The sequence below is a fragment of the Aeribacillus sp. FSL K6-3256 genome, from assembly GCF_037965805.1.
Classification (GTDB): Bacteria; Bacillota; Bacilli; order Bacillales; family Aeribacillaceae; genus Aeribacillus; species Aeribacillus composti.
On sequence record NZ_CP150188.1, the window covers coordinates 3,627,783 to 3,647,196 of the forward strand.

At 40.3% G+C, this 19,414-nt stretch carries 18 protein-coding genes; 11 read left to right on the forward strand and 7 right to left on the reverse strand.

What is annotated here, in order from left to right; genetic code table 11:
- Window positions 1-281 precede the first annotated feature (281 nt).
- The gene (locus NSQ84_RS17450; RefSeq protein ID WP_327873553.1) at window positions 282-2,399 is read right to left on the reverse strand and encodes a heterodisulfide reductase-related iron-sulfur binding cluster; all 2,118 of its coding nucleotides are present in this window, start codon (window positions 2,397-2,399) and stop codon (window positions 282-284) included.
- 222 nt (window positions 2,400-2,621) lie between these two features.
- Here NSQ84_RS17450 and NSQ84_RS17455 point away from each other — a divergent pair, with 222 nt between their 5' ends.
- Window positions 2,622-3,146 (forward strand): RNA polymerase sigma factor, encoded by a 525-nt coding sequence (locus NSQ84_RS17455; protein ID WP_327873552.1) that lies wholly within the window; start codon window positions 2,622-2,624, stop codon window positions 3,144-3,146.
- Between the two features lie 517 nt (window positions 3,147-3,663).
- On the opposite strand, the gene argS is transcribed toward NSQ84_RS17455, so the two are convergent.
- The 4 genes from argS to speE form a co-directional block, all read right to left on the reverse strand.
- The gene (gene argS / locus NSQ84_RS17460) at window positions 3,664-5,340 is read right to left on the reverse strand and encodes an arginine--tRNA ligase (protein ID WP_066251345.1); all 1,677 of its coding nucleotides are present in this window, start codon (window positions 5,338-5,340) and stop codon (window positions 3,664-3,666) included.
- Window positions 5,341-5,766 (reverse strand): DUF1934 domain-containing protein, encoded by a 426-nt coding sequence (locus NSQ84_RS17465; protein ID WP_327873551.1) that lies wholly within the window; start codon window positions 5,764-5,766, stop codon window positions 5,341-5,343. It lies immediately after the preceding gene.
- A gap of 164 nt (window positions 5,767-5,930) precedes the next feature.
- Complete coding sequence (gene speB, locus NSQ84_RS17470; RefSeq protein WP_063389049.1) at window positions 5,931-6,812, reverse strand: agmatinase; 882 nt, start codon at window positions 6,810-6,812, stop codon at window positions 5,931-5,933.
- Between the two features lie 93 nt (window positions 6,813-6,905).
- On the reverse strand, window positions 6,906-7,736 hold the full coding sequence (speE, locus tag NSQ84_RS17475; RefSeq protein ID WP_082829608.1) for a polyamine aminopropyltransferase: 831 nt from the start codon (window positions 7,734-7,736) through the stop codon (window positions 6,906-6,908).
- 197 nt (window positions 7,737-7,933) lie between these two features.
- Here speE and NSQ84_RS17480 point away from each other — a divergent pair, with 197 nt between their 5' ends.
- The 3 genes from NSQ84_RS17480 (at window position 7,934) to NSQ84_RS17490 (ending at window position 11,745) form a co-directional block, all read left to right on the forward strand.
- Entirely contained in the window at window positions 7,934-9,994 is a 2,061-nt protein-coding gene (locus NSQ84_RS17480) for a PBP1A family penicillin-binding protein (RefSeq protein ID WP_327873550.1), read from the forward strand.
- A 283-nt stretch (window positions 9,995-10,277) separates the two neighbouring features.
- Window positions 10,278-11,111, forward strand: coding sequence for a lipoate--protein ligase family protein (locus tag NSQ84_RS17485; protein ID WP_063389051.1), 834 nt, complete (start codon window positions 10,278-10,280; stop codon window positions 11,109-11,111).
- A gap of 19 nt (window positions 11,112-11,130) precedes the next feature.
- Window positions 11,131-11,745, forward strand: coding sequence for a PH domain-containing protein (locus NSQ84_RS17490; protein ID WP_063389052.1), 615 nt, complete (start codon window positions 11,131-11,133; stop codon window positions 11,743-11,745).
- 226 nt (window positions 11,746-11,971) lie between these two features.
- On the opposite strand, the gene NSQ84_RS17495 is transcribed toward NSQ84_RS17490, so the two are convergent.
- A complete protein-coding gene (locus NSQ84_RS17495; protein WP_066251351.1) occupies window positions 11,972-12,649 on the reverse strand; it encodes an RsfA family transcriptional regulator in 678 nt (225 codons plus the stop codon).
- A gap of 182 nt (window positions 12,650-12,831) precedes the next feature.
- Here NSQ84_RS17495 and NSQ84_RS17500 point away from each other — a divergent pair, with 182 nt between their 5' ends.
- The 5 genes from NSQ84_RS17500 to NSQ84_RS17520 all read left to right on the forward strand — a co-directional run bounded on the left by NSQ84_RS17500 (window position 12,832) and on the right by NSQ84_RS17520 (window position 16,380).
- On the forward strand, window positions 12,832-13,056 hold the full coding sequence (locus NSQ84_RS17500) for a DUF1450 domain-containing protein (protein WP_063389054.1): 225 nt from the start codon (window positions 12,832-12,834) through the stop codon (window positions 13,054-13,056).
- Between the two features lie 177 nt (window positions 13,057-13,233).
- A complete protein-coding gene (locus NSQ84_RS17505; RefSeq protein WP_063389055.1) occupies window positions 13,234-14,559 on the forward strand; it encodes an HD domain-containing protein in 1,326 nt (441 codons plus the stop codon).
- A gap of 17 nt (window positions 14,560-14,576) precedes the next feature.
- Window positions 14,577-15,095: a YwgA family protein gene (locus NSQ84_RS17510; RefSeq protein ID WP_063389056.1), complete on the forward strand. Its 519-nt coding sequence runs from the start codon at window positions 14,577-14,579 to the stop codon at window positions 15,093-15,095.
- Between the two features lie 100 nt (window positions 15,096-15,195).
- Window positions 15,196-15,858 carry a site-2 protease family protein gene (locus NSQ84_RS17515; protein WP_066251353.1) on the forward strand — a complete coding sequence of 221 codons (663 nt, stop codon included), beginning with the start codon at window positions 15,196-15,198 and terminating at the stop codon, window positions 15,856-15,858.
- Between the two features lie 15 nt (window positions 15,859-15,873).
- Complete coding sequence (locus NSQ84_RS17520) at window positions 15,874-16,380, forward strand: YwhD family protein (RefSeq protein ID WP_063389058.1); 507 nt, start codon at window positions 15,874-15,876, stop codon at window positions 16,378-16,380.
- A gap of 76 nt (window positions 16,381-16,456) precedes the next feature.
- Here the strand turns inward: NSQ84_RS17520 and pta are convergent, their stop codons facing one another.
- A complete protein-coding gene (gene pta, locus NSQ84_RS17525; RefSeq protein WP_066251515.1) occupies window positions 16,457-17,431 on the reverse strand; it encodes a phosphate acetyltransferase in 975 nt (324 codons plus the stop codon).
- Between the two features lie 225 nt (window positions 17,432-17,656).
- Between pta and hemQ the strand changes: the two genes are divergently transcribed.
- Entirely contained in the window at window positions 17,657-18,424 is a 768-nt protein-coding gene (hemQ, locus tag NSQ84_RS17530; RefSeq protein ID WP_063389059.1) for a hydrogen peroxide-dependent heme synthase, read from the forward strand.
- Window positions 18,425-19,029: 605 nt separating this feature from the next.
- Complete coding sequence (locus tag NSQ84_RS17535; RefSeq protein WP_063389130.1) at window positions 19,030-19,407, forward strand: cell wall hydrolase; 378 nt, start codon at window positions 19,030-19,032, stop codon at window positions 19,405-19,407.
- Window positions 19,408-19,414 lie beyond the last annotated feature (7 nt).

A 19,414-nucleotide genomic window follows, 5' to 3' on the forward strand; every position in this document is an offset into this window, starting at 1 on the left:
CCCTTTCTCGTCTTTCATCTATCTTTATTAAATGAAAGGGCAACGAAAATAGAATAAAGCATGATATAATTCCGAATGATGAAATGCCGCCCTTTCAGTGATGTACCATATGATACGTTTGCATACCATTCATTATAAACAAATTTTACAACTTTATGCTACCGTATTGTGTCTTGATTTTAAATTTTTTCGTCAAATTCCATTGTCTATCTTTCTATTTTTTAAAATCTTAAGGCGCCCTTGTGGCGCCTTTTAAAATTGCTTTCTATCTAATCATATCTTTATGAAATGAGCTCTTGCTCCTTCGATTCGCCAAAAACAGCTTTTTCCAGCAGCTCCGCTACATCGTACGTTTTCACTTTATTTTCAACCTCTTTTGCTTTCGTTCCATCTGTCAGCATTGTTAGACAATATGGACATCCGGAGCTGATCACGCTTGGATTGACAGCTAATGCTTGTTCGGTGCGCGCAACATTGATGCGCACTCCCGTGTCTTCCTCCATCCACATAAGACCGCCGCCGGCTCCACAGCACATGCCCGTTTCCCGATTCCGTTCCATTTCAACAACTTTTACACCTGGAATGGATGCCAAAATTTCACGGGGTGGATCATAAATTTCGTTGTATCTTCCAAGGTAACAAGAATCGTGAAAAGTAATCGTTTCATTCACTTCATATTTCGGAACGAGCTTCTTTTCTTTCAACAGTTTTGCTAAAAGTTCTGTATGATGGTACACTTCGGCTTCAAAACCGAAATCCGGATATTCATTTTTAAATATGTTGTAAGCATGCGGGTCGATTGTAACAATTTTCTTCACATTATATTTTTCAAATTCGGCTATGTTGCTTGCAGCAAGCTCTTGAAATAAAAACTCATTGCCGAGGCGCCTCGGTGTGTCACCTGAATTTTTCTCTTTATTTCCTAATATAGCAAATTTCACACCTGCTTCGTTCAAAAGTTTAGCAAACGATAAAGCGATTTTTTGGCTGCGATTATCAAATGATCCCATGGAACCGACCCAGAATAAATATTCAAACTCCTCGCCTTGCTTTTTCAATTCCTTCACCGTTGGCACGTAGACATCTTCTTGTGATTTGCGCCAATTTTCCTTATCTTTGCGGTTTAGGCCCCACGGATTTCCTTGCCGCTCAATGTTTTGCATCGCCCGCTGCGCATCCGGATTCATTTTTCCTTCTGTTAATACAAGGTAGCGGCGCAGGTCAATGATTTTATCGACATGTTCGTTCATTACTGGACATTGGTCTTCACAATTCCGGCACGTCGTACATGCCCATATTTCTTCCTCTGAAATGACCTCCCCGATGAGGCTTGGATTGTAGTCGAGAGCCGCCGCCGCTTCACCTGTTCCCTTTTGCAGCGACTGAAGAGCCAACTGATTTCCTATCGTATTTTGAAATGCAAAGGCAGGCACCCAAGGGGACTTGGAAGTGATGGCAGCCCCTTTATTTGTTAAATGATCCCGAAGCTTTATGATTAAATCCATCGGCGAAAGCATTTTTCCAGTACCAGTCGCCGGACACATATTTGTACACCGTCCGCATTCAACACAGGCGTACAAATCGAGAAGCTGCGTTTGCCGGAAATCTTCAATTTTTCCGACTCCATATGATGTTTGAGTTTCGTCTTCAAAATCAATTTTCTCCAACTTCCCTGGATTTGACAAACGACTTAAAAAAACATTGGCAGGTCCTGCAATTAAATGGGCATGTTTAGACTGAGGGACATACACTAAAAATGTGAGCAAAATGAGCAGGTGCACCCACCAAAAAACGTAAAAAATAACAGCGGCGCCTGTTTCACCGACAAAGCCCAGCAGGAAAGCAGCCGATGAGGCAACAGGTTCACTAAAGCTTCGTTCATATCCCCTCCAAATCATGTACATACCGTTTCCAAGCAGTACAGACAGCATTAATCCGCTGATAAAAATAAGGACAAGTCCGGATTTAAACCCTCGTTTTAAACGGACAAGCTTTTCAATGTATCGCCGGTAAAAAGCAGCAACTACCGCTACTAAAATAAGGAGGGTAACAATTTCTTGGAAAAAGGTGAAAATCGGGTACAACGGTCCGAAAGGCAAATGGCTCCCCGGAATCAGCCCTTTTAAAATGAAATCAATCGCACCGAATTGGACAAGAATAAAGCCGTAGAAAAAAATAACATGAACCCAGCCCATTTTCTTGTCTTTTAATAGTTTTTTCTGTCCGAACACATTGACCCAAATCCGTTCGAAACGTTCTTTTACCTTCCCGTCAAATTCTTCTTTTTTTCCAAGTTTGATATAAGCAATTCTAGTTTGAATTAAATAAATAAACAAATACACCGCGTAAACGGTTACAAGCAAAAACGCAAAAAAATTAATCCATAATAGTGTATTCATTATTCTCCCCCATTCATAAAATCCCCCTGTTGTATTTGACTGAAATTTCGGACGTTTCTTAATTATATTATATAATGAATGAACGTTCAGTCAATTCACCAAATCGTTGAAAATCGGAACCATTTTTCCTTTGTTTCGTATATAATGACAGTTATTTATTTCTAAAATATTGAACAAATTCTAAAATTTATTTGTTAATTTTGCTAGAGGAGTGCCGGAAAAATGGATACGACTGACATTGTCGGGCTCATTAAACAACACCATCATCAAATAAAAAAAACTGTCAAAAGGACTGTGAAAAACGAATCTCTTGTTGATGATATCGTCCAAGAAGTTTGTATTAAAATATATATATATTTTCAAACGAATGATATGCCTACCAATATCAGCGCTTGGATTACGACTGTCTCAAAAAATACAGCCACCGACCATCTTCGAAAAATTCAACGAAACAATCATTTGCTAAACCATCTGCAGCAAGAAGCAATTTTGCACAACTGCTCAGAATGGAATCCCGAATCCGAGGCCTTATTAAAACAAATGATTGAATACGTGCAAAATGCATTAAACGAAATGGATCCTAATACAAAAAAGATTATTCTATTGCGGCAGCAGGGATTATCCTATACAGAAATTGCCCAGCAGATGAATTTGCCTAAAAATACGGTGAAAACAAAAATTTTCCGCGGCCGAAAACAGTTAATGACATTTCTGCAAAAGAACGGGGTTTTTCAAAATGATTTATGAGGATGTTAGTTTTCAATATAACTAAGCGACCAATAATCTCTGCAACGACTGCCGGGCGTTTGCTGAACAACTCAAACAGCGTTCACATCGCTGTGGAAAACTCTCTTGACCTAGCAATAGAGCCTGCAATTTACTTTTGGATCGCGCTTCTGTTTTTCGCTTTTTTCATTGTCTGCTTTTCCATAGTCTCAGCTGGTTCAGCCTCATTTCAAAAAGCAGTATGATGGATCCTGTTTAATACAGCAAAAAATGAATAAGCTCTTCCCTATAATAAACAAAATACAAAAGGGGTTATAACTCAACAAACAGCACAGCTGTCGGAAAATAAATAGCATGTCTCCTTCAAATATATGCAAACAAAAAAGCAAAAAGCCCTTTTTCACACAATAACTTGTTGAAAAAAGGCTTTTTCTGCTCTCTTCGTTTTAACATCCTAGAAAATGAGGTGCGATTAGGTTGAAATCGGAAAGCATTCCTATTTCCCTTTTACTCGAATCATTTCCCACATCTAAATTCGTTACATTTTTTCAGGAGCGGAAACGCCAATTAAGGTAAGGGCATTTTTCAGCGTGATTTGCGTTGCTTTCATAAGAGCAAGCCGCGCCTTAGATTTCATTTCATTGCTTGCATCAAGCACCTTTTCTGCATTGTAGAAGCTGTGTAGCACAGATGCCAGCTCAAAAATGTAATTCGTAATCCGATGCGGAATTCTTTTCTCTGCGGCTTCAGCGACAACGCCAGGGAATTCACCAAGCTTTTTTAACAGCTCTATTTCTTTCTCAGATTGAATTTCATTCAAAAGATCGCTTTCGTTTGCGTTGTAAGACAGGCCTTGCTCGTTTCCTTGGCGGAGAATGCTGCATACACGCGCATGAGCGTATTGTGCGTAATAGACAGGATTTTCATTTGATTCCGATACAGCCAAATCCAAGTCAAAATCCATATGCGAGTCGCCGCTTCTCATAGCAAAAAAGTAACGAACGGCATCCAAGCCGACTTCTTCGATCAATTCTCTCATCGTGACAGCCTTGCCAGTACGTTTTGACATTTTCACTTTTTCGCCGTTTTTAAAGAGGCTGACCATTTGCATAATTTCCACTTCAAGAATATTTTGATCATACCCCAGCGCCTGAATGGCTGCTTTCATTCTCGGTATATAGCCATGATGATCCGCGCCCCAAATGTTTATCAGCTTATCAAAGCCGCGATCCAATTTATCTTTATGATAAGCAATATCTGGTGTTAAATACGTATAAGACCCATCCTTCTTAATCAACACTCTATCTTTATCATCGCCAAATGCAGTAGAGCGGAACCATGTTGCCCCGTCTTGTTCATAAATGTGGCCGTTTTTCCGAAGCATGTCGAGCGCCTCATCAATTTTGCCGCTTTTGTATAGGGATGTCTCAGAATACCAAACATCGAAGGAAACGCGAAATTCTTCGAGGTCTTTTCTAATTTTCTCAAGCTCATATTTCAGACCGAGGTCACGGAAAAATTGCAGCCGTTCTTCTTCGCTTTTTTCAAGCAGACTGTCGCCATATTCATCAGCAATTTTTTTTCCGATTTCAATAATATCTTGTCCATAGTATCCGTCTTCAGGCATTTCCGCTTCTTTTCCAAGCGCTTCTAAATATCTTGCCTCTACGGACAGAGCTAAATTGTGAATCTGATTTCCAGCATCATTAATATAATATTCCCGGGTTACATCATACCCCGCTTTTTCTAAAATGTTGCAAAGAGAGTCGCCGAATGCTGCTCCGCGCGCATGCCCCAAGTGAAGATCTCCCGTCGGGTTTGCAGAAACGAACTCCACTTGGATTTTTTTACCTTCCCCAACATTTGATTCGCCGTATTTGTCACCCGCTTGAATAATGGCTGGAATCAACTTAGTTAAATATTCATTATTCATGAAAAAATTAATAAAGCCCGGACCAGCAATATCAATTTTTTCAATGGATGCTTTCGCTCGATCAAAATGTTGAACAATTTCCTCTGCAATCGCCCGAGGCGCTTTTTTAGCTATGCGAGCAAGCTGCATGGCCATGTTTGTTGAGTAATCGCCGTGTGCTTTTTCTTTCGGCACCTCTAAAATAACTTCCGGAATTTGCTCCTCTTCTGCGATGTTTGCTTTCAATACAGCATTTTTTATTTCTTGTTTCAGCTGCTCCTTTACTTCATCTACAATGTTCATTCAATGCTCCTCCTTCTTAAATTGAATGCTTAAACTGTGTAAACGAGGGGTATCTCCATTTACTTCGAGCAAATATTCTATGCTAAGTGTACCATGTTTTTCTTCATCTGTATGCCAGATAAGCGATTTTGTCTCTGCTGCGAGCTTCAGCGTCCCGTACGGTGTTTCATAATTGGCATACGTTTTTTGTCCCTGCTTGAAGCGCTGTCTTAAGCGAATGCCTCCGGAACGTATGAGAGTCGTTTCCTTTTCGCTGATTTTGATTAACGTCTTAACGGTTTCATCATCTTGAATCTCATCATAAACCAAATAAAAAGTGTGCTGCTTTTTGAAAAATTCCCCGGTTGTATAAAATTCAATCCGCTCTTCTTCTGTTTGATTTTGAAAAATCTTGTTTTGAACATAAATTTGAACAGGTACGCGCATGTCTTTATATCATCCTTTTTAGGGATTTATTCTATATTTTAGTGGAAATCATTTGCTGTTAAAAGCTTTATATTGGCCTGCCTGCCGCTTGACGCTCGATCCAAGCTGTTCAGCTTTTGAATAATAAAAAGCCATAGCAGAAGCACTATGGCAGAAAAATGACTTTACTTTCTTTTTGCCACCCAGCCTAATAACATTTCGCGAATCAATTTGCTCGCTGTATTCGCTGTTTGTTCTGAATGGTCATATACAGGTGCGACTTCAACTAAATCAGCGCCGACAACTTTCACATCAGAACGGGCAATTTCATGTATAGAAGCAAGCAGCTCTTTTGATGTAATGCCGCCAGCATCGACTGTTCCGGTTCCCGGCGCGTGAGCAGGATCCAGCACATCGATGTCAATCGTAACATATACAGGTCTTTGTGAAAGTTTCGGAAGAATCTTTTTGAGCGGCTCGAGCACTTCAAATTTGGCAATGTAAAGTCCAGCCTCTTTCGCCCATTCAAACTCCTCCTTCATCCCAGATCGGATGCCGAATGAAAAAATATTTTCCGGGCCAATCAAATCGCTTGCTTTCCGGATCGGAGTGGCATGAGACAGAGGCTCGCCTTCATAATGCTCGCGCAAATCTGTATGCGCATCGATATGAATGACCGCTAAATTTGGATATTTTTTATGCATCGCTTTAATGACAGGCCATGTTACAAGGTGCTCTCCTCCAATTCCGAGAGGAAATTTATCCGCTTTTAAAATTTTGTCCACAAACTCTTCAATCAACTCAATGCTCCGCTTTGCATTTCCAAACGGAAGAGGAATATCGCCTGCATCAAAATATTTTACATCCCCAAGCTCACGATCTAAATAAGGACTGTATTCTTCCAACCCGATGGAAACCTCCCGAATGCGGGCCGGACCGAAACGGGAGCCTGGCCGGTAGCTGACTGTCCAATCCATCGGCATTCCATAAATGACTGCTTCACTTTCCTCAAAGCTTGGATGGCTTCTAATAAAAACATTTCCTGAATAAGCTTCATCAAATCGCATGGACATCACCCTCCTGTCTGAAAAAGCAAGAGGCTGATCCCTCTTGCTTAAACTGTATCATGCTATTCGCTTTTTGTTCAGTTTTCCTAAAGGCTATTTAATTATTTCGGAAACAAACTTCGGTAAAGCGAATGCAGCTTTATGAATTTCTTTCGTATAATATTTAGAATCCAAGTCAAAGAAACGATCGTCACTTACCTCAATTGGATCATATTTCTTCGATCCGATCGTGAACGTCCACAGCCCGCTAGGATATGTCGGGATGTTTGCAGTATATAGCCTTGTAATCGGGAAAATCTCTTTCACATCATGATAGACATTTTTTATCAAATCTGCCTTAAACCAAGGATTATCCGTTTGCGCGACAAAAACGCCGTCCTCCTTCAAAGCTTTGGATATTCCTGCATAAAACCCTTTTGTAAAGAGGTTGACCGCAGGACCGACAGGCTCGGTTGAATCAACCATAATGCAGTCATATTGATTTTCGCTTTGTGCAATGTGCATAAAGCCGTCGCCAACTTTCACTTCAACGCGTGGATCATCTAGTTTTCCGGCAATTTCCGGCAAGTATTTTTTTGAATACTCGATCACTTTGCCGTCAATTTCTGCAAGTGTTACTTTTTTTACACTTGGATGCTTCAGCACTTCACGGATAACGCCTCCGTCTCCTCCTCCGACAACTAGCACATATTCTGGCTTCGGATGAGTAAACAACGGTACATGGGCCATCATTTCATGGTAGACAAATTCGTCTTTTTGCGATGTCATTACCATTCCATCCAAGAAAAGCATGTTGCCGAATTCTTCTGTCTCCACTACCTCCAATTTTTGGAATTCGGTCTGTTCTGTATGTAAAGTGCGTTTAATTTTCATCGTAATCCCGAAATGTTCTGTCTGTTTTTCTGTATACCAAAGTCCTCCCAAGATTTAATCTTCCTTTCATATGTTTTTCCAATATCTTTCCCTAATTTGAACAGACAACACGTAAACCTCAAAAAAAGTATAGTGGAATCTATCAAAATTGCAAAGAATAAATTTCATTTTTCATAGGTGGAAGTTTAAAAACTTGCGAATCACCTCATACTGAATAACAAAACGAACGGGCTTAAGAGGTGATGGAAATGGAAGCGATGACGCCAAAAGGCATTCGTCTTACCATCAAAACAATCCGGGCATTATTTTTTATTCATTTTTTTGTTTTTGCTGTGGCAGCTATTTGTATTGCGGTTGTTTTGATTGCGGCTAAAGTACAAGGCGCTCCTTCCATTGTTGTGCCGCAATCAACTGTATTGTACGCAAGCAACGGAACGAAAATCGGTGAGGAGCATCACGGCGGCCGCCGTTTTTGGGTGGAACTTGATGAAATTTCACCCTATTTAATCAATGCGACAATCGCTATTGAGGACAAAAATTTTTATGATCATCACGGTTTTGATTTTAAACGAATAGCAGGTGCTGCCGTTGCCGATCTCAAAGCGATGGCAAAGGTGCAGGGAGCCAGCACAATCACCCAGCAATACGCAAGAAATTTATATCTTGGATTTGAAAAAACGTGGGCTCGGAAAATGACAGAAGCTTTTTATACCATTCGGCTCGAGATGAACTACTCGAAAGAAAAAATTTTAGAAGGCTATTTAAATACAATATATTATGGACACGGAGCCTACGGGGTCGAGGCGGCCTCCCGTTATTACTTCGGCAAAAAGGCAAAGGACTTGACGCTCGCCGAAGCCGCTCTACTTGCCGGCATTCCGAAAGGACCGTACTCCTATTCACCGATGGTGAACTATGATTTATCAAAAAAAAGACAAGAGATGATTTTGCAGACAATGGTCAAACAAGGGTTAATTACAAAAAAAGAAAGTGAACTGGCTGCAAAGGAAAAATTAACGTTCAAAACGAACGAAAACACCAAAACAGAAAAGTTTGCCCCCTATTTTCAAGATGAGGTTATGAAAGAAGTAAAAGAAATATTGCAGGACCACCAATTAATTGAAACAGCCGGTCTGAAAATTTTTACTACTCTTGATCCAAATCTGCAAAAAATTGCTGAATCGACCGTAGAAAAAGTCATGAGGAAAGACTCGGATATCCAAGTTGCCTTCTCGGCAATCGATCCGAAAACAGGCGAGGTAAAAGCTCTAATCGGCGGACGGAATTATAAAGAGAGCCCTTTTAACCGAATGACTCAGGCAAAACGTCAGCCTGGTTCAACGATTAAGCCGTTTCTATATTATGCAGCCTTGGAAAATGGATTTACGCCGTCCACAACGCTGAAAAGCGAGCCGACAACGTTCCATTTTCAAAATGGAACAAACACATATTCCCCGGGCAACTACAATGGCTACTACGCAAATGATGAAATTACATTAATAGAAGCCCTTGCTTTGTCCGACAATATTTATGCTGTTAAAACCCATATGTTTATCGGTATGGATCAATTAATAAAAATGGGAAAGCTTTTTGGAATCGGAGAAAATTTTAAAATGGTTCCGTCGCTAGCTTTAGGAACTTCTCCCGTAAGGCCGCTCGATCTCATGAACGCTTACGGCATTTTAGCGAACGGCGGTCAAAAAATAAAACCGATATTTGTCCGTAAAATCATTGATAAAAATGGAAAAGTCTTATATGAGGCAAATGTTGAAAAGGAACAAATTCTAAATGAACAAACAGCCTTTATCACCGCACATTTAATGACCGGCATGTTTGATCGAAAGCTAAACAGTTATACAACTGTTACAGGGGAAAACATTATCGATCAACTATCAAGGCCTTTTGCTGGGAAATCCGGGACGACAAAGACTGACAGCTGGATGATCGGATTTGCCCCGCAGCTCGTAGCAGGTGTATGGACAGGTTATGACAAAGGAAAGACGATTGACATGGTCGAGGAACGAGCCTATTCGAAAAAAATTTGGGCCGGCTTTATGGAAGAAGCGTTGAAACATGAACCTGTAAAACAATTTAAGCCGCCTGAAGGAGTTGTCGGCGTTTATGTCAATCCGGAAAACGGGCTTTTAGCGACGAAAGAATGTCCCGTCTCCCGCCTTGCGTATTATGTGAAAGGCACGGAACCAACAAAATATTGCATGGAGCACCTCGACAATATGGAAGAGCCGAAAAACAGCGGGCGGAAAAAAAAGGATGAACCATTATGGAGAAGGCTTATGCCGTGGTTTTAGACATATAGGCAAAATAAGGGTTTGCGCATAGTCTTGACGCAAGCCCTTATTTATTTTTCAAAGAAGATGCAGCTCCTATGATATACTATAAAAAAGGACGATATATATTCAGATGTCATAACAAGAGGCCAGTCCTTGTAGAAATCGACCGATTACATGTATGCTACAGCTCTTATATTTTTCGAAAGCTTCAGCGAAAAATCTGAGGAAAAATAAACGAATAGCCGATTTCTACTATCCTTTTCATGCTTAAAAACACACGACTGAAAGGATTATCACAGCAATGAACGAATTATTAAAACAGCCGGAATGGAGAATCATCGATCATTCAAGCTTAGGACTCTTTTTTGATGCCAAGCAATCATTCGCTTACGATGATACGTTGTGCACGACAGTCGGGAGCGGCATGTCCCCCGCGACAGTCCGCACTTGGGTGCATCATGATACGATTGTTCTCGGCATTCAAGATACAAGAGCCCCGTTTTTAAAAGATGGAGTAGATTTTTTAAAAAAACAAGGATATAAAGTCATCGTTCGAAATTCCGGCGGGTTGGCTGTTGTTTTGGATGAAGGGATTTTAAACGTATCGATCATTTTACCGGAAAAGGAAAAAGGAATTGACATTAACCGCGGTTATGATGCGATGAAGGATTTAATCTGTTTTCTCTTGAAACCGTATGGCGCAGAAGTCGAAGCAGGAGAAATTGTCGGTTCATATTGTCCCGGGAGCTACGACCTCAGCATTCACGGCAAAAAATTTGCCGGCATTTCTCAGCGCCGTCTTAAGAGAGGCGTAGCGGTTCAAATTTATTTATGCATCACAGGAAGCGGAGCAGCGCGCGCAAACGAGATTAAACAGTTTTATGACAAGGCGACAAAAGGACAAGCCGAACATTTCAAGTACCCAAACGTAAATCCGAGCACGATGGCGTCTTTACATGAATTATTAAAGGTGAAGTTAACCGTCCAGGATGTGGTGCACGACCTTTTTGCAGCCTTACAACATTTGAGCGGCCGCATTTATTCCTCCAATTTAACCGACTTTGAACTGGAATTGTATGAAGCAAACTTCATAAGAATGATAGAGCGGAATGAAAAATTTTTGCCTAATATGTAAATCGGGAAGGGAGAAAGTTATGTTTAAAAAAGTAGCTTCTGATGTTTTAGGATTAAGTGATATCGGCACGGTGATCAAGCCGGAGGATTATGATAAAGTGGACGCGGATGATTATGTCATGCATGAGGATGGGGAAAAAATCTACTTCCTCATTAAGTCGAAAACCGACGAGTATTGTTTCACAAACAAAGCGTTAATCCACGTTGACGGCACAAGCGCTGTCAGCAAAAAACGCACTTTAAAGCGGTATGACTACTATGCCCACCGCGTTTCAAACGTTGTGCTTGAAACGGCAGGGACTATTGATTTAGATGTAGAAATCAAATTCCAAATTGGAAACACGCCTTTTTCCATTGATGTTCATAAAAAACATTTAGAAGAGCTAAAAGATTTGTATAAAGCGTTGATTAAAATAGAAGAAATTTCAAACGATCATGACAATTATATGGAGTATGCAAAACAAAGCCTGCAAATGGCCGCCTCTGTATTCACCAACAACCGCATAAATGAAAGCAATATTTCCGAGCAATTTAAAGAAATTAACGATATTGCGTTCAATTGGCTGATGAATGCGAAAAAGCAATACAATTTAAAAGATTACGGGTTTGTGTTTGACCTTTTTATCCAGCAATAAACACTAAATAAATGCTAAAAAATAAATCAAGTAGAGAAAAACAAACCGTTTCTCTACTTGATTTCGTATGTTTGTTTGAAGTAGCTGGCGAATGCCTGCTACTTTCGGACGTTGCGGCTAATGCCGCAATCCCTTTTTATTTTTTGTATGGCTATTATTCAAAATATTGAATAAGATCAGGCTGCCGCTCTTTGTCCTTTAAAAGACGCAGGCGGAGCGTCTTCCGCTATTCCGCCATTTTTTCCAGATTGCCGTTTCGATCCATTTTAAACGTTGTTGTCGGACGTTCTTCTTCCTCAAAGAGAACTAGCTTTCGAGCGCGGTTCATAATCTTCATAAGTGTTTCATAGTCTTCTTGAACTGTTTTCGATTCTTCCTCAAGCTTGGCAACCTTCTTCTCCAACTCTTCGTTTTTCTTAATCAGTTCTTCATTTTCTTTTTTCAAACGCTCGTTTTCTTGCTGCAAAGCCTCGATATGTTCGCTGTTCCCTTGGTAAGTTCTTAAAAATTCAATTACACTATCCATTGTCAGCTCCACTTTTGAATTGGCTGCGAGCTCTGGATGATTATAATTCTTTGAATTTTGCACCGCATTTACTTCAGTAAAATCACCAGGCGACGCTTCAGGCGGCGTATAAAGCAATCGCTTCTTTGCAGTCTGGCCTTTCCCAAGCGCTCTCATTTTCTGCTTTCTCTGTTTTTTTGCAAGCTGCAAAGCTTTTTCATACTTATGGCGCACAACGGCGTTCCAGCGGAAGCCACAGGCGGCCGACGTGCGGTTCAGCTTATCACCAACTTCTTCAAAAGCGTTTAATTGCGTGCTTCCTTCACGGACATGCCGCAAAACGGTTTCTGCTAATAGCAGATCGTTTTCTTCTGTCCAAGCATCCTGTCTTGTTTTCATTCACTCTCAACTCCCTTATTCTTGAATAATACTATTTGTTCTAGCATCATTTTTCCCAAAAGATTAAAAATATATACAAGGATAGTAGATTTTTACAGAAAAGCGCTGTACTTGATTTCAAAAAAAAGACAAGGTATACTACCCGATAGTGCTTATTCATGAAGAAAGGATTGTTCAAAAGGATGGCAAATGAGTTCCGTGTATGCGACGATTGTAAAGCGCCAAATTTAAAATCGCTTATTCCGAAATTAAAGAATTTGGATCCCGATGCTAAAATTGAAATCGGCTGCCAATCGTACTGCGGGCCCGGAAGAAAGAAAACGTTTGTATTTGTGAACAACCGTCCGGTCGCTGCGTTAACGGAAGAAGAGTTAATAGAAAAAGTGAAAGCAAAGCTTAAAAAATAAGAAACCGCCTTTTAAGGAATGAATGCTTCCTGAGGCGGTTTTTTATTTAAGGTTGTTGAACGACATGGACCCGATTTTCCTTTGTGTCTGTTTAGAATCGCACTTTAAAAAACGAGGTGTTCACCTGAATTTAAACAAGTTATAATATAATCATGTCAAAACGGAAGAGGGAAGAAAATGACCTATGCAAGTGAAAAGCTGCCAGAAGAAAAAGTTTTTAAAGACCCGGTTCACCGTTACATCCACGTTCGCGATAAAATCATTTGGGATTTGATCGGGACAAAAGAGTTTCAACGGCTGCGCCGCATCCGCCAGCTCGGGACAACTTTTTTAACTTTTCACGGTGCGGAGCATAGCCGATTCAACCACTCATTAGGCGTTTATGAGATCGTCCGCCGAATTGTTGATGACGTATTTCGCGGGAGACCGGAATGGAACGAAGATGAGAGGCTGCTAAGCTTATGCGCTGCCCTTTTGCACGATGTCGGACACGGTCCCTTTTCTCATTCGTTTGAAAAGGTCTTCCATCTGGATCACGAAGATTTTACCCAAGCCATTATTTTAGGAAATACAGAAATAAACCGTGTTCTCTCAAATGCAGGGGCGGAATTCCCGAAAAAAGTGGCAGAGGTCATTGCGAAAACATACAAAAATAAGCAGGTTATCAGCTTAATTTCCAGCCAAATTGACGCCGACCGAATGGATTATTTGCAACGAGATGCTTTTTACACAGGCGTTCAGTACGGCCATTTTGACATGGAACGCATTTTGCGTGTGATGAGGCCGAGAGAGGATCAAGTCGTCATTAAATACAGCGGCATGCATGCTGTCGAAGATTATATTATGAGCCGATATCAAATGTACTGGCAAGTATATTTTCATCCAGTAACGAGAAGCGCTGAAGTCATTTTGTCCAAAATTCTCCATCGAGCAAAAGCTCTGTATGAAAATAATTATTCATTCCAAGCAGATCCAGTCCATTTTTATTCGATTTTCAAAGGAGATGTTACAGTCGAAGATTATTTAAAATTAGACGAATCCATCATCCTTTATTATTTCCAAGAATGGCAAAAGGAAAAGGATCCGATTTTAAGCGATCTGTGCAACAGATTTATAAACAGGCGCCTGTTTAAATATGTGGAGTTTCAACCGTCCAATGAACAATTGATGAAGCTGATTGAACTAACGAATTTGTTCAAAAAAGCAGGCATTGATCCGGAATATTATCTTGTTGTCGACTCGTCTTCAGATCTTCCGTACGATTTTTACCGACCGGGCGAGGAAGAAGAACGGCTGCCGATCCATTTGCTCATGCCAAACGGGGAAATACGGGAGCTTTCAAGAGAGTCGGAAATTGTGGACGCCATTACCGGAAAGCGGAGAACGGATCATAAATTATATTTTCCTCTTGATTTTTTAAAAGATTTCTCGGAGAAACGAAACTTGAAAAAACAAATTTTAGAAATTTTGCAGCTAACTGACAAAGATGGATTTATTCTGTAGGTGAGGAGATGAAGGGTGTGTTAACCGAACACGCAAAATTAATGAAAGTGCTGTCCGCTTCGAAAGAGATCATCGGACGAAAAAAACTGCAAAAAATTATATTTATAGCAAAAAAACTTAATTATCCCTTTTATGAAAAATACGAATTCCATTTTTACGGGCCGTATTCAGAAGAGTTGACGCTTCGCATTGAAGAGCTTTGCAACATGGGCTTTATCAATGAAGTAAAAGAAAAAAAAGGCGGCTATTATCAATACAAATATTCCCTTACAAAGTCGGGGCAGGAATTTTTAAGCCATTACGATTTGGACATGCCCGAACTGCAGAATTGCATAAATGAATTAAACGCCCAATCAGCACGTTTTTTAGAACTTGTATCAACCATTTTATATTTTGATCATTTGGACAAGGAAGAAGTGAAGGAAAAAGTATTCACGCTCAAAAAAAAGCAGCGTTATACGGATGAGGAAGTGGAGGAAGCTTATCAATTTATTCAACGATTGCAAGATCACAAATTCAGTGCAAAAATCAGCTGAATTTTCCCCTAAAAAAATGAAGAAAATCCTTTTTATGTATTTCAACCTTTTTATAGTATACTGTAAGCAAAGGAAATCGTTAGAATAGGAGGGCGCATTTTTGCCGTTTTTATATTACGATTTAGAAGTTATACCGTTTGTCATTATTGCTTTGATCGTCGGCTTCACTATCCATGAATTTTCACATGCATTTGTTGCCTATAAGTTCGGAGATCCGACAGCGAAAAATCAAGGGAGGCTGACCCTTAATCCGATCTCCCATTTAGATCCGATCGGTACTCTTTTAATATTTTTGGCAGGGTTTGGTTGGGCAAAACCCGTTCCGGTGAATCGTTTCTATTTTAAAAATCCCCGCTTATCCGGGGTATTAGTATCTGTAGCTGGTCCATTGAGCAATTTATTCATTGCCTTTCTCGCTTTTTTGCTGCTGAACTTTCTCTTTTCGTTTGGATTATTTGCCAGCTTATCTTATGATGGAGCCAGAATGGTTGAACAATTTTTTAATATTCTTATATCATTAAATATTATGTTGTTTATCTTTAATTTATTGCCGTTTCCGCCGCTTGACGGTTATCGCATCATTGAAGATTTAGCCCCGCCGGACATCCGCGCCAAGCTTACTCAATATGAAAATTACGGAGTGCTTATTTTTTTAATTATTGTTATCACCCCTTTGGATCAATATATTATTCATCCGATATTTAATTGGGGAAGCCGAGCCGTTATCACTCTTTTTCATTTCGTTTTACAACCGTTCTTTTAAAGGAGGGATGTTTACATGACAGAAAAAAAGAAAAAGGTCGAGTTCCAAATTATTAAAAACGATCCAACTGACGGCCATCGCGGCTTTGGAGCAGGCACCCTTAGCCTGGAAAATGTTTCCCCTGTCTTCATTGACATCGAGGAAAAAACGGCATTTGTAGATATCGGCGCAATGCATGCAAGAAGCCAGGTAGAACGCGGCATTAAATTTACTCATGTGAAAGAAGACGTTCCGAACGGAAAACCGTATTGGCTTGTATGGGTAACAATTGACAGAAAAGAAGATGGGCCATATTATGCCGGGGTTGCTGCCTGTTATATGACTGTTGATCGCGAGGCAAGACGAGGTTATAAATCATTGCCTGAACACGTAAACCGCATGGATAAATCGCTAAAACGGAACATCATTGTCGACCACATGGATGAAAGCTCGAAAAAAGTTCTTTCCGATTTTCTTCGAAACCATGATGAAGGCATGTGGGAGCGCTCAAGCGATGAATTAAAGCAAAGCCTTTCTGTTTAGAAGCGGAAGGTGTTGTTGATTCAGCAAAAAATGTGAAAAGCAGGGAATTTTTGATGGAAAATTCCCTGCTTTTTGTTTATGCAAGCGCCTGAAGGGCTGTGATTATCGCTAATTTATATACATCTTCAGCGTTGCAGCCGCGAGATAGATCGTTCACTGGAGCATTCAATCCTTGGAGAATCGGTCCGATCGCTTCAAAGTTTCCAAGTCTCTGTGCAATTTTATAGCCGATGTTTCCAGCTTCAAGGCTCGGGAATATAAATACATTGGCATCGCCTTTAATTACAGATCCCGGCGCTTTCTTTTCCGCAACAGACGGCACGAAAGCTGCATCAAATTGAAACTCTCCGTCCAATATTAAGTCCGGAGCCATTTCTTTTGCCAATTCAACTGCTTTTGCCACTTTTTCTGTTTCCTGGGATGTTGCTGAACCTTTTGTCGAGAAGCTGAGCATAGCAACGCGAGGGTCGATATCAAACATTTTTGCCGTTTTCGCGCTTTCAATAGCGATCTCTGCTAACTCCTGACTGGTTGGAGCGATGTTGATCGCGCAATCAGCAAATATATATTTTTCCTCACCACGAACCATGACGAATACGCCTGATGTTTTTTTCACGTTTTGTTTCGTTTTAATGATTTGAAGAGCCGGCCGCACTGTATCTGCGGTTGAATGTGCCGCACCGCTCACAAGCCCGTCCGCTTCCCCTTTATAAACAAGTATCGTGCCAAAATAATTTTCATCCAAAAGAAGCTTCCGTGCTTCTTCTTCTGTCACCTTTCCATTACGGCGTTCAACAAAGCTTTGAACAAGCTCTTCTATTCCACTGTAATTGGCAGGATTATATATTTTTGCACCTGCAACAGAAATATTTAAACTCTTTGCTTTTTCTTCAATTTCTGTTTCATCCCCAATTAAAATGGGCTGTAACAAATTTTCCTCTGTTAATCGGGAAACTGCTGTTAAAATTCGCTCATCCAATCCTTCAGGAAAAACAATTTTAATATTTTTTCCCGATATTTTATTTTTCAATGCTGCAAAAATGTCTGCCAAAACAAAGTCAGCCTCCTTAATCTTAAAACATTCTTTTAACATGAATTGTTCCATTCACTTTTAGCATACCCCACCTGCTCTTAAATTTAAAATGAAAAATTTCATCATAGCGCTTTCAACAGCACTTCTTTCTGTCACATAATTGTCATACTGTTTTACCCGGATATTCTCCCCTAAACTGTGGTATAGTAAACTTGTACATAGCCAATATGAGAGGTGACGAAAATGAGTGAAGAAGTTCGTTCAAATGAAGCCGTTGAAACGCTCGATGGTTGGTATTGTTTGCACGATTTCCGCTCGATCGATTGGAGCGCTTGGAAAACTTTATCTAGCGATGAACGCCAGGAAGCTATTCATGAATTTCTGAATTTGTTAGAAAAATGGAGTGCAGTGGAAAAAGACCAACAAGGCAGCCACGCTTTATATACGATCGTTGGACAAAAAGCAGATTTGATGATCATGATTCTCCGGCCAACGATGGAAGAATTGAATGAAATTGAAACGGAATTTAATAAAACAAAACTGGCTGAATATACAAGCCCTGCCTATTCATATGTTTCCGTTGTGGAATTGAGCAGCTACGTAGGCGGCGGAAATGATGAAGATCCGTATCAAAATCCATATATCCGATCTAGACTATATCCTATTTTGCCGAAATCAAAATATGTTTGCTTCTATCCGATGGATAAACGCCGTCAAGGCAATGACAATTGGTATATGCTGCCGATGGAAGAGCGCCGGAGCCTCATGAGAAGCCACGGACTTATCGGCCGCAAGTACGGAGATAAAGTAAAACAAATTATTACCGGTTCTGTCGGATTTGATGACTGGGAATGGGGCGTCACGCTCTTCTCTGATGATGTTTTGCAGTTTAAAAAGCTCGTATATGAAATGCGTTTTGATGAAGTAAGCGCCAGATACGGCGAATTTGGCTCTTTCTTTGTCGGCAACATTTTGCATCCTGAAAAAATTGCAGCATTTTTACATGTATAAACCAGTACTGCTTTCAGTACTGGTTTTTTCTGCTGAAGGGCGCCCATAGTGAGTAAGAAATCCTAGCTGACATGCTTAATGTGTACGGAAAAAGGTCATGTTGTGCAGGAAGTGTAACAAATCACGATTTATCTCTTTCTTACGTGCAACAAAATAAAAGTACGGGGAGATTTGAAGAAAAATTTCAATGGAAAGAATGGGCGAGAGGGTGACTTTTCCCAACACCATGCACCATGCCAAGCGCCATGGATGAATACATATATGCCACTTCTCAAAATATGGGGCTGTCCAGTCAAAATCCACTGAAAATAAAACATCATAAGCATTGATATATCAGTGTTTCTAAAACATTAAAGGGGCGTCTATAAGCCGGAAAATCGACTTATTAGACAGCCCCTCATACTTTATAAGCTTCTTTTTTTCTTTTATACAGAACAAAGATGTCGGAATGGGAATTTTTCCGAATGTCATAAAAAAGGTTTCATCGTCATACATTGGAATGAAAGATTACTATTTAGGCAATGTCTTTTTAAAGAAAAAGGCAGGTGAAAAAATGGCTGTAATTCCCACATACTGAAGAAGATGTAAAGCTATTGGCCAGATTGATGAGAGCTGAAGCAGAAGGAGACGGAGATTTAGGCATGCTTCTTGTAGGCAATGTCGGTGTCAACCGTGTCCTTGCAGATTGTTTAGACTTTAAGGATATACGCACCGTTCGCAGTATGGTGTTTCAAAGCCCCGGAGGCTTCGAAGCCACACAGAAAGGATATTTTTATCAGGCTGCAAGGCAAAATGAAATAGACTTAGCAAGAAAAGTTTTGAAAGGAAACCGCTACAGTCCTGCAGAAACTGCTTTGTGGTTTTTTAAGCCATATGGCGATTGCCCTGCTACATGGTATAACCAATATAACTCAGGACGATATAAATCCCATTGTTTTTATATTCCTGCACAATCTGTTTGCCCAAGCGTATATAGATTTTAGGAGGTTG

What these genes read in the sequence shown, in the direction of transcription:
- NSQ84_RS17505 (WP_063389055.1), top strand. Translation starts at nt 13,234, where the DNA reads ATGACCTATGCAAGTGAAAAGCTGCCAGAAGAAAAAGTTTTTAAAGAC.
- NSQ84_RS17495 (WP_066251351.1), bottom strand. Translation starts at nt 12,649, where the DNA reads ATGAAAACAAGACAGGATGCTTGGACAGAAGAAAACGATCTGCTATTA.
- NSQ84_RS17490 (WP_063389052.1), top strand. Translation starts at nt 11,131, where the DNA reads ATGTTTAAAAAAGTAGCTTCTGATGTTTTAGGATTAAGTGATATCGGC.
- NSQ84_RS17485 (WP_063389051.1), top strand. Translation starts at nt 10,278, where the DNA reads ATGAACGAATTATTAAAACAGCCGGAATGGAGAATCATCGATCATTCA.
- hemQ (WP_063389059.1), top strand. Translation starts at nt 17,657, where the DNA reads ATGAGTGAAGAAGTTCGTTCAAATGAAGCCGTTGAAACGCTCGATGGT.
- speB (WP_063389049.1), bottom strand. Translation starts at nt 6,812, where the DNA reads ATGCGATTTGATGAAGCTTATTCAGGAAATGTTTTTATTAGAAGCCAT.
- NSQ84_RS17455 (WP_327873552.1), top strand. Translation starts at nt 2,622, where the DNA reads ATGGATACGACTGACATTGTCGGGCTCATTAAACAACACCATCATCAA.
- NSQ84_RS17465 (WP_327873551.1), bottom strand. Translation starts at nt 5,766, where the DNA reads ATGCGCGTACCTGTTCAAATTTATGTTCAAAACAAGATTTTTCAAAAT.
- NSQ84_RS17535 (WP_063389130.1), top strand. Translation starts at nt 19,030, where the DNA reads ATGAGAGCTGAAGCAGAAGGAGACGGAGATTTAGGCATGCTTCTTGTA.
- NSQ84_RS17520 (WP_063389058.1), top strand. Translation starts at nt 15,874, where the DNA reads ATGACAGAAAAAAAGAAAAAGGTCGAGTTCCAAATTATTAAAAACGAT.
- NSQ84_RS17450 (WP_327873553.1), bottom strand. Translation starts at nt 2,399, where the DNA reads ATGAATACACTATTATGGATTAATTTTTTTGCGTTTTTGCTTGTAACC.
- argS (WP_066251345.1), bottom strand. Translation starts at nt 5,340, where the DNA reads ATGAACATTGTAGATGAAGTAAAGGAGCAGCTGAAACAAGAAATAAAA.
- NSQ84_RS17500 (WP_063389054.1), top strand. Translation starts at nt 12,832, where the DNA reads ATGGCAAATGAGTTCCGTGTATGCGACGATTGTAAAGCGCCAAATTTA.
- NSQ84_RS17480 (WP_327873550.1), top strand. Translation starts at nt 7,934, where the DNA reads ATGGAAGCGATGACGCCAAAAGGCATTCGTCTTACCATCAAAACAATC.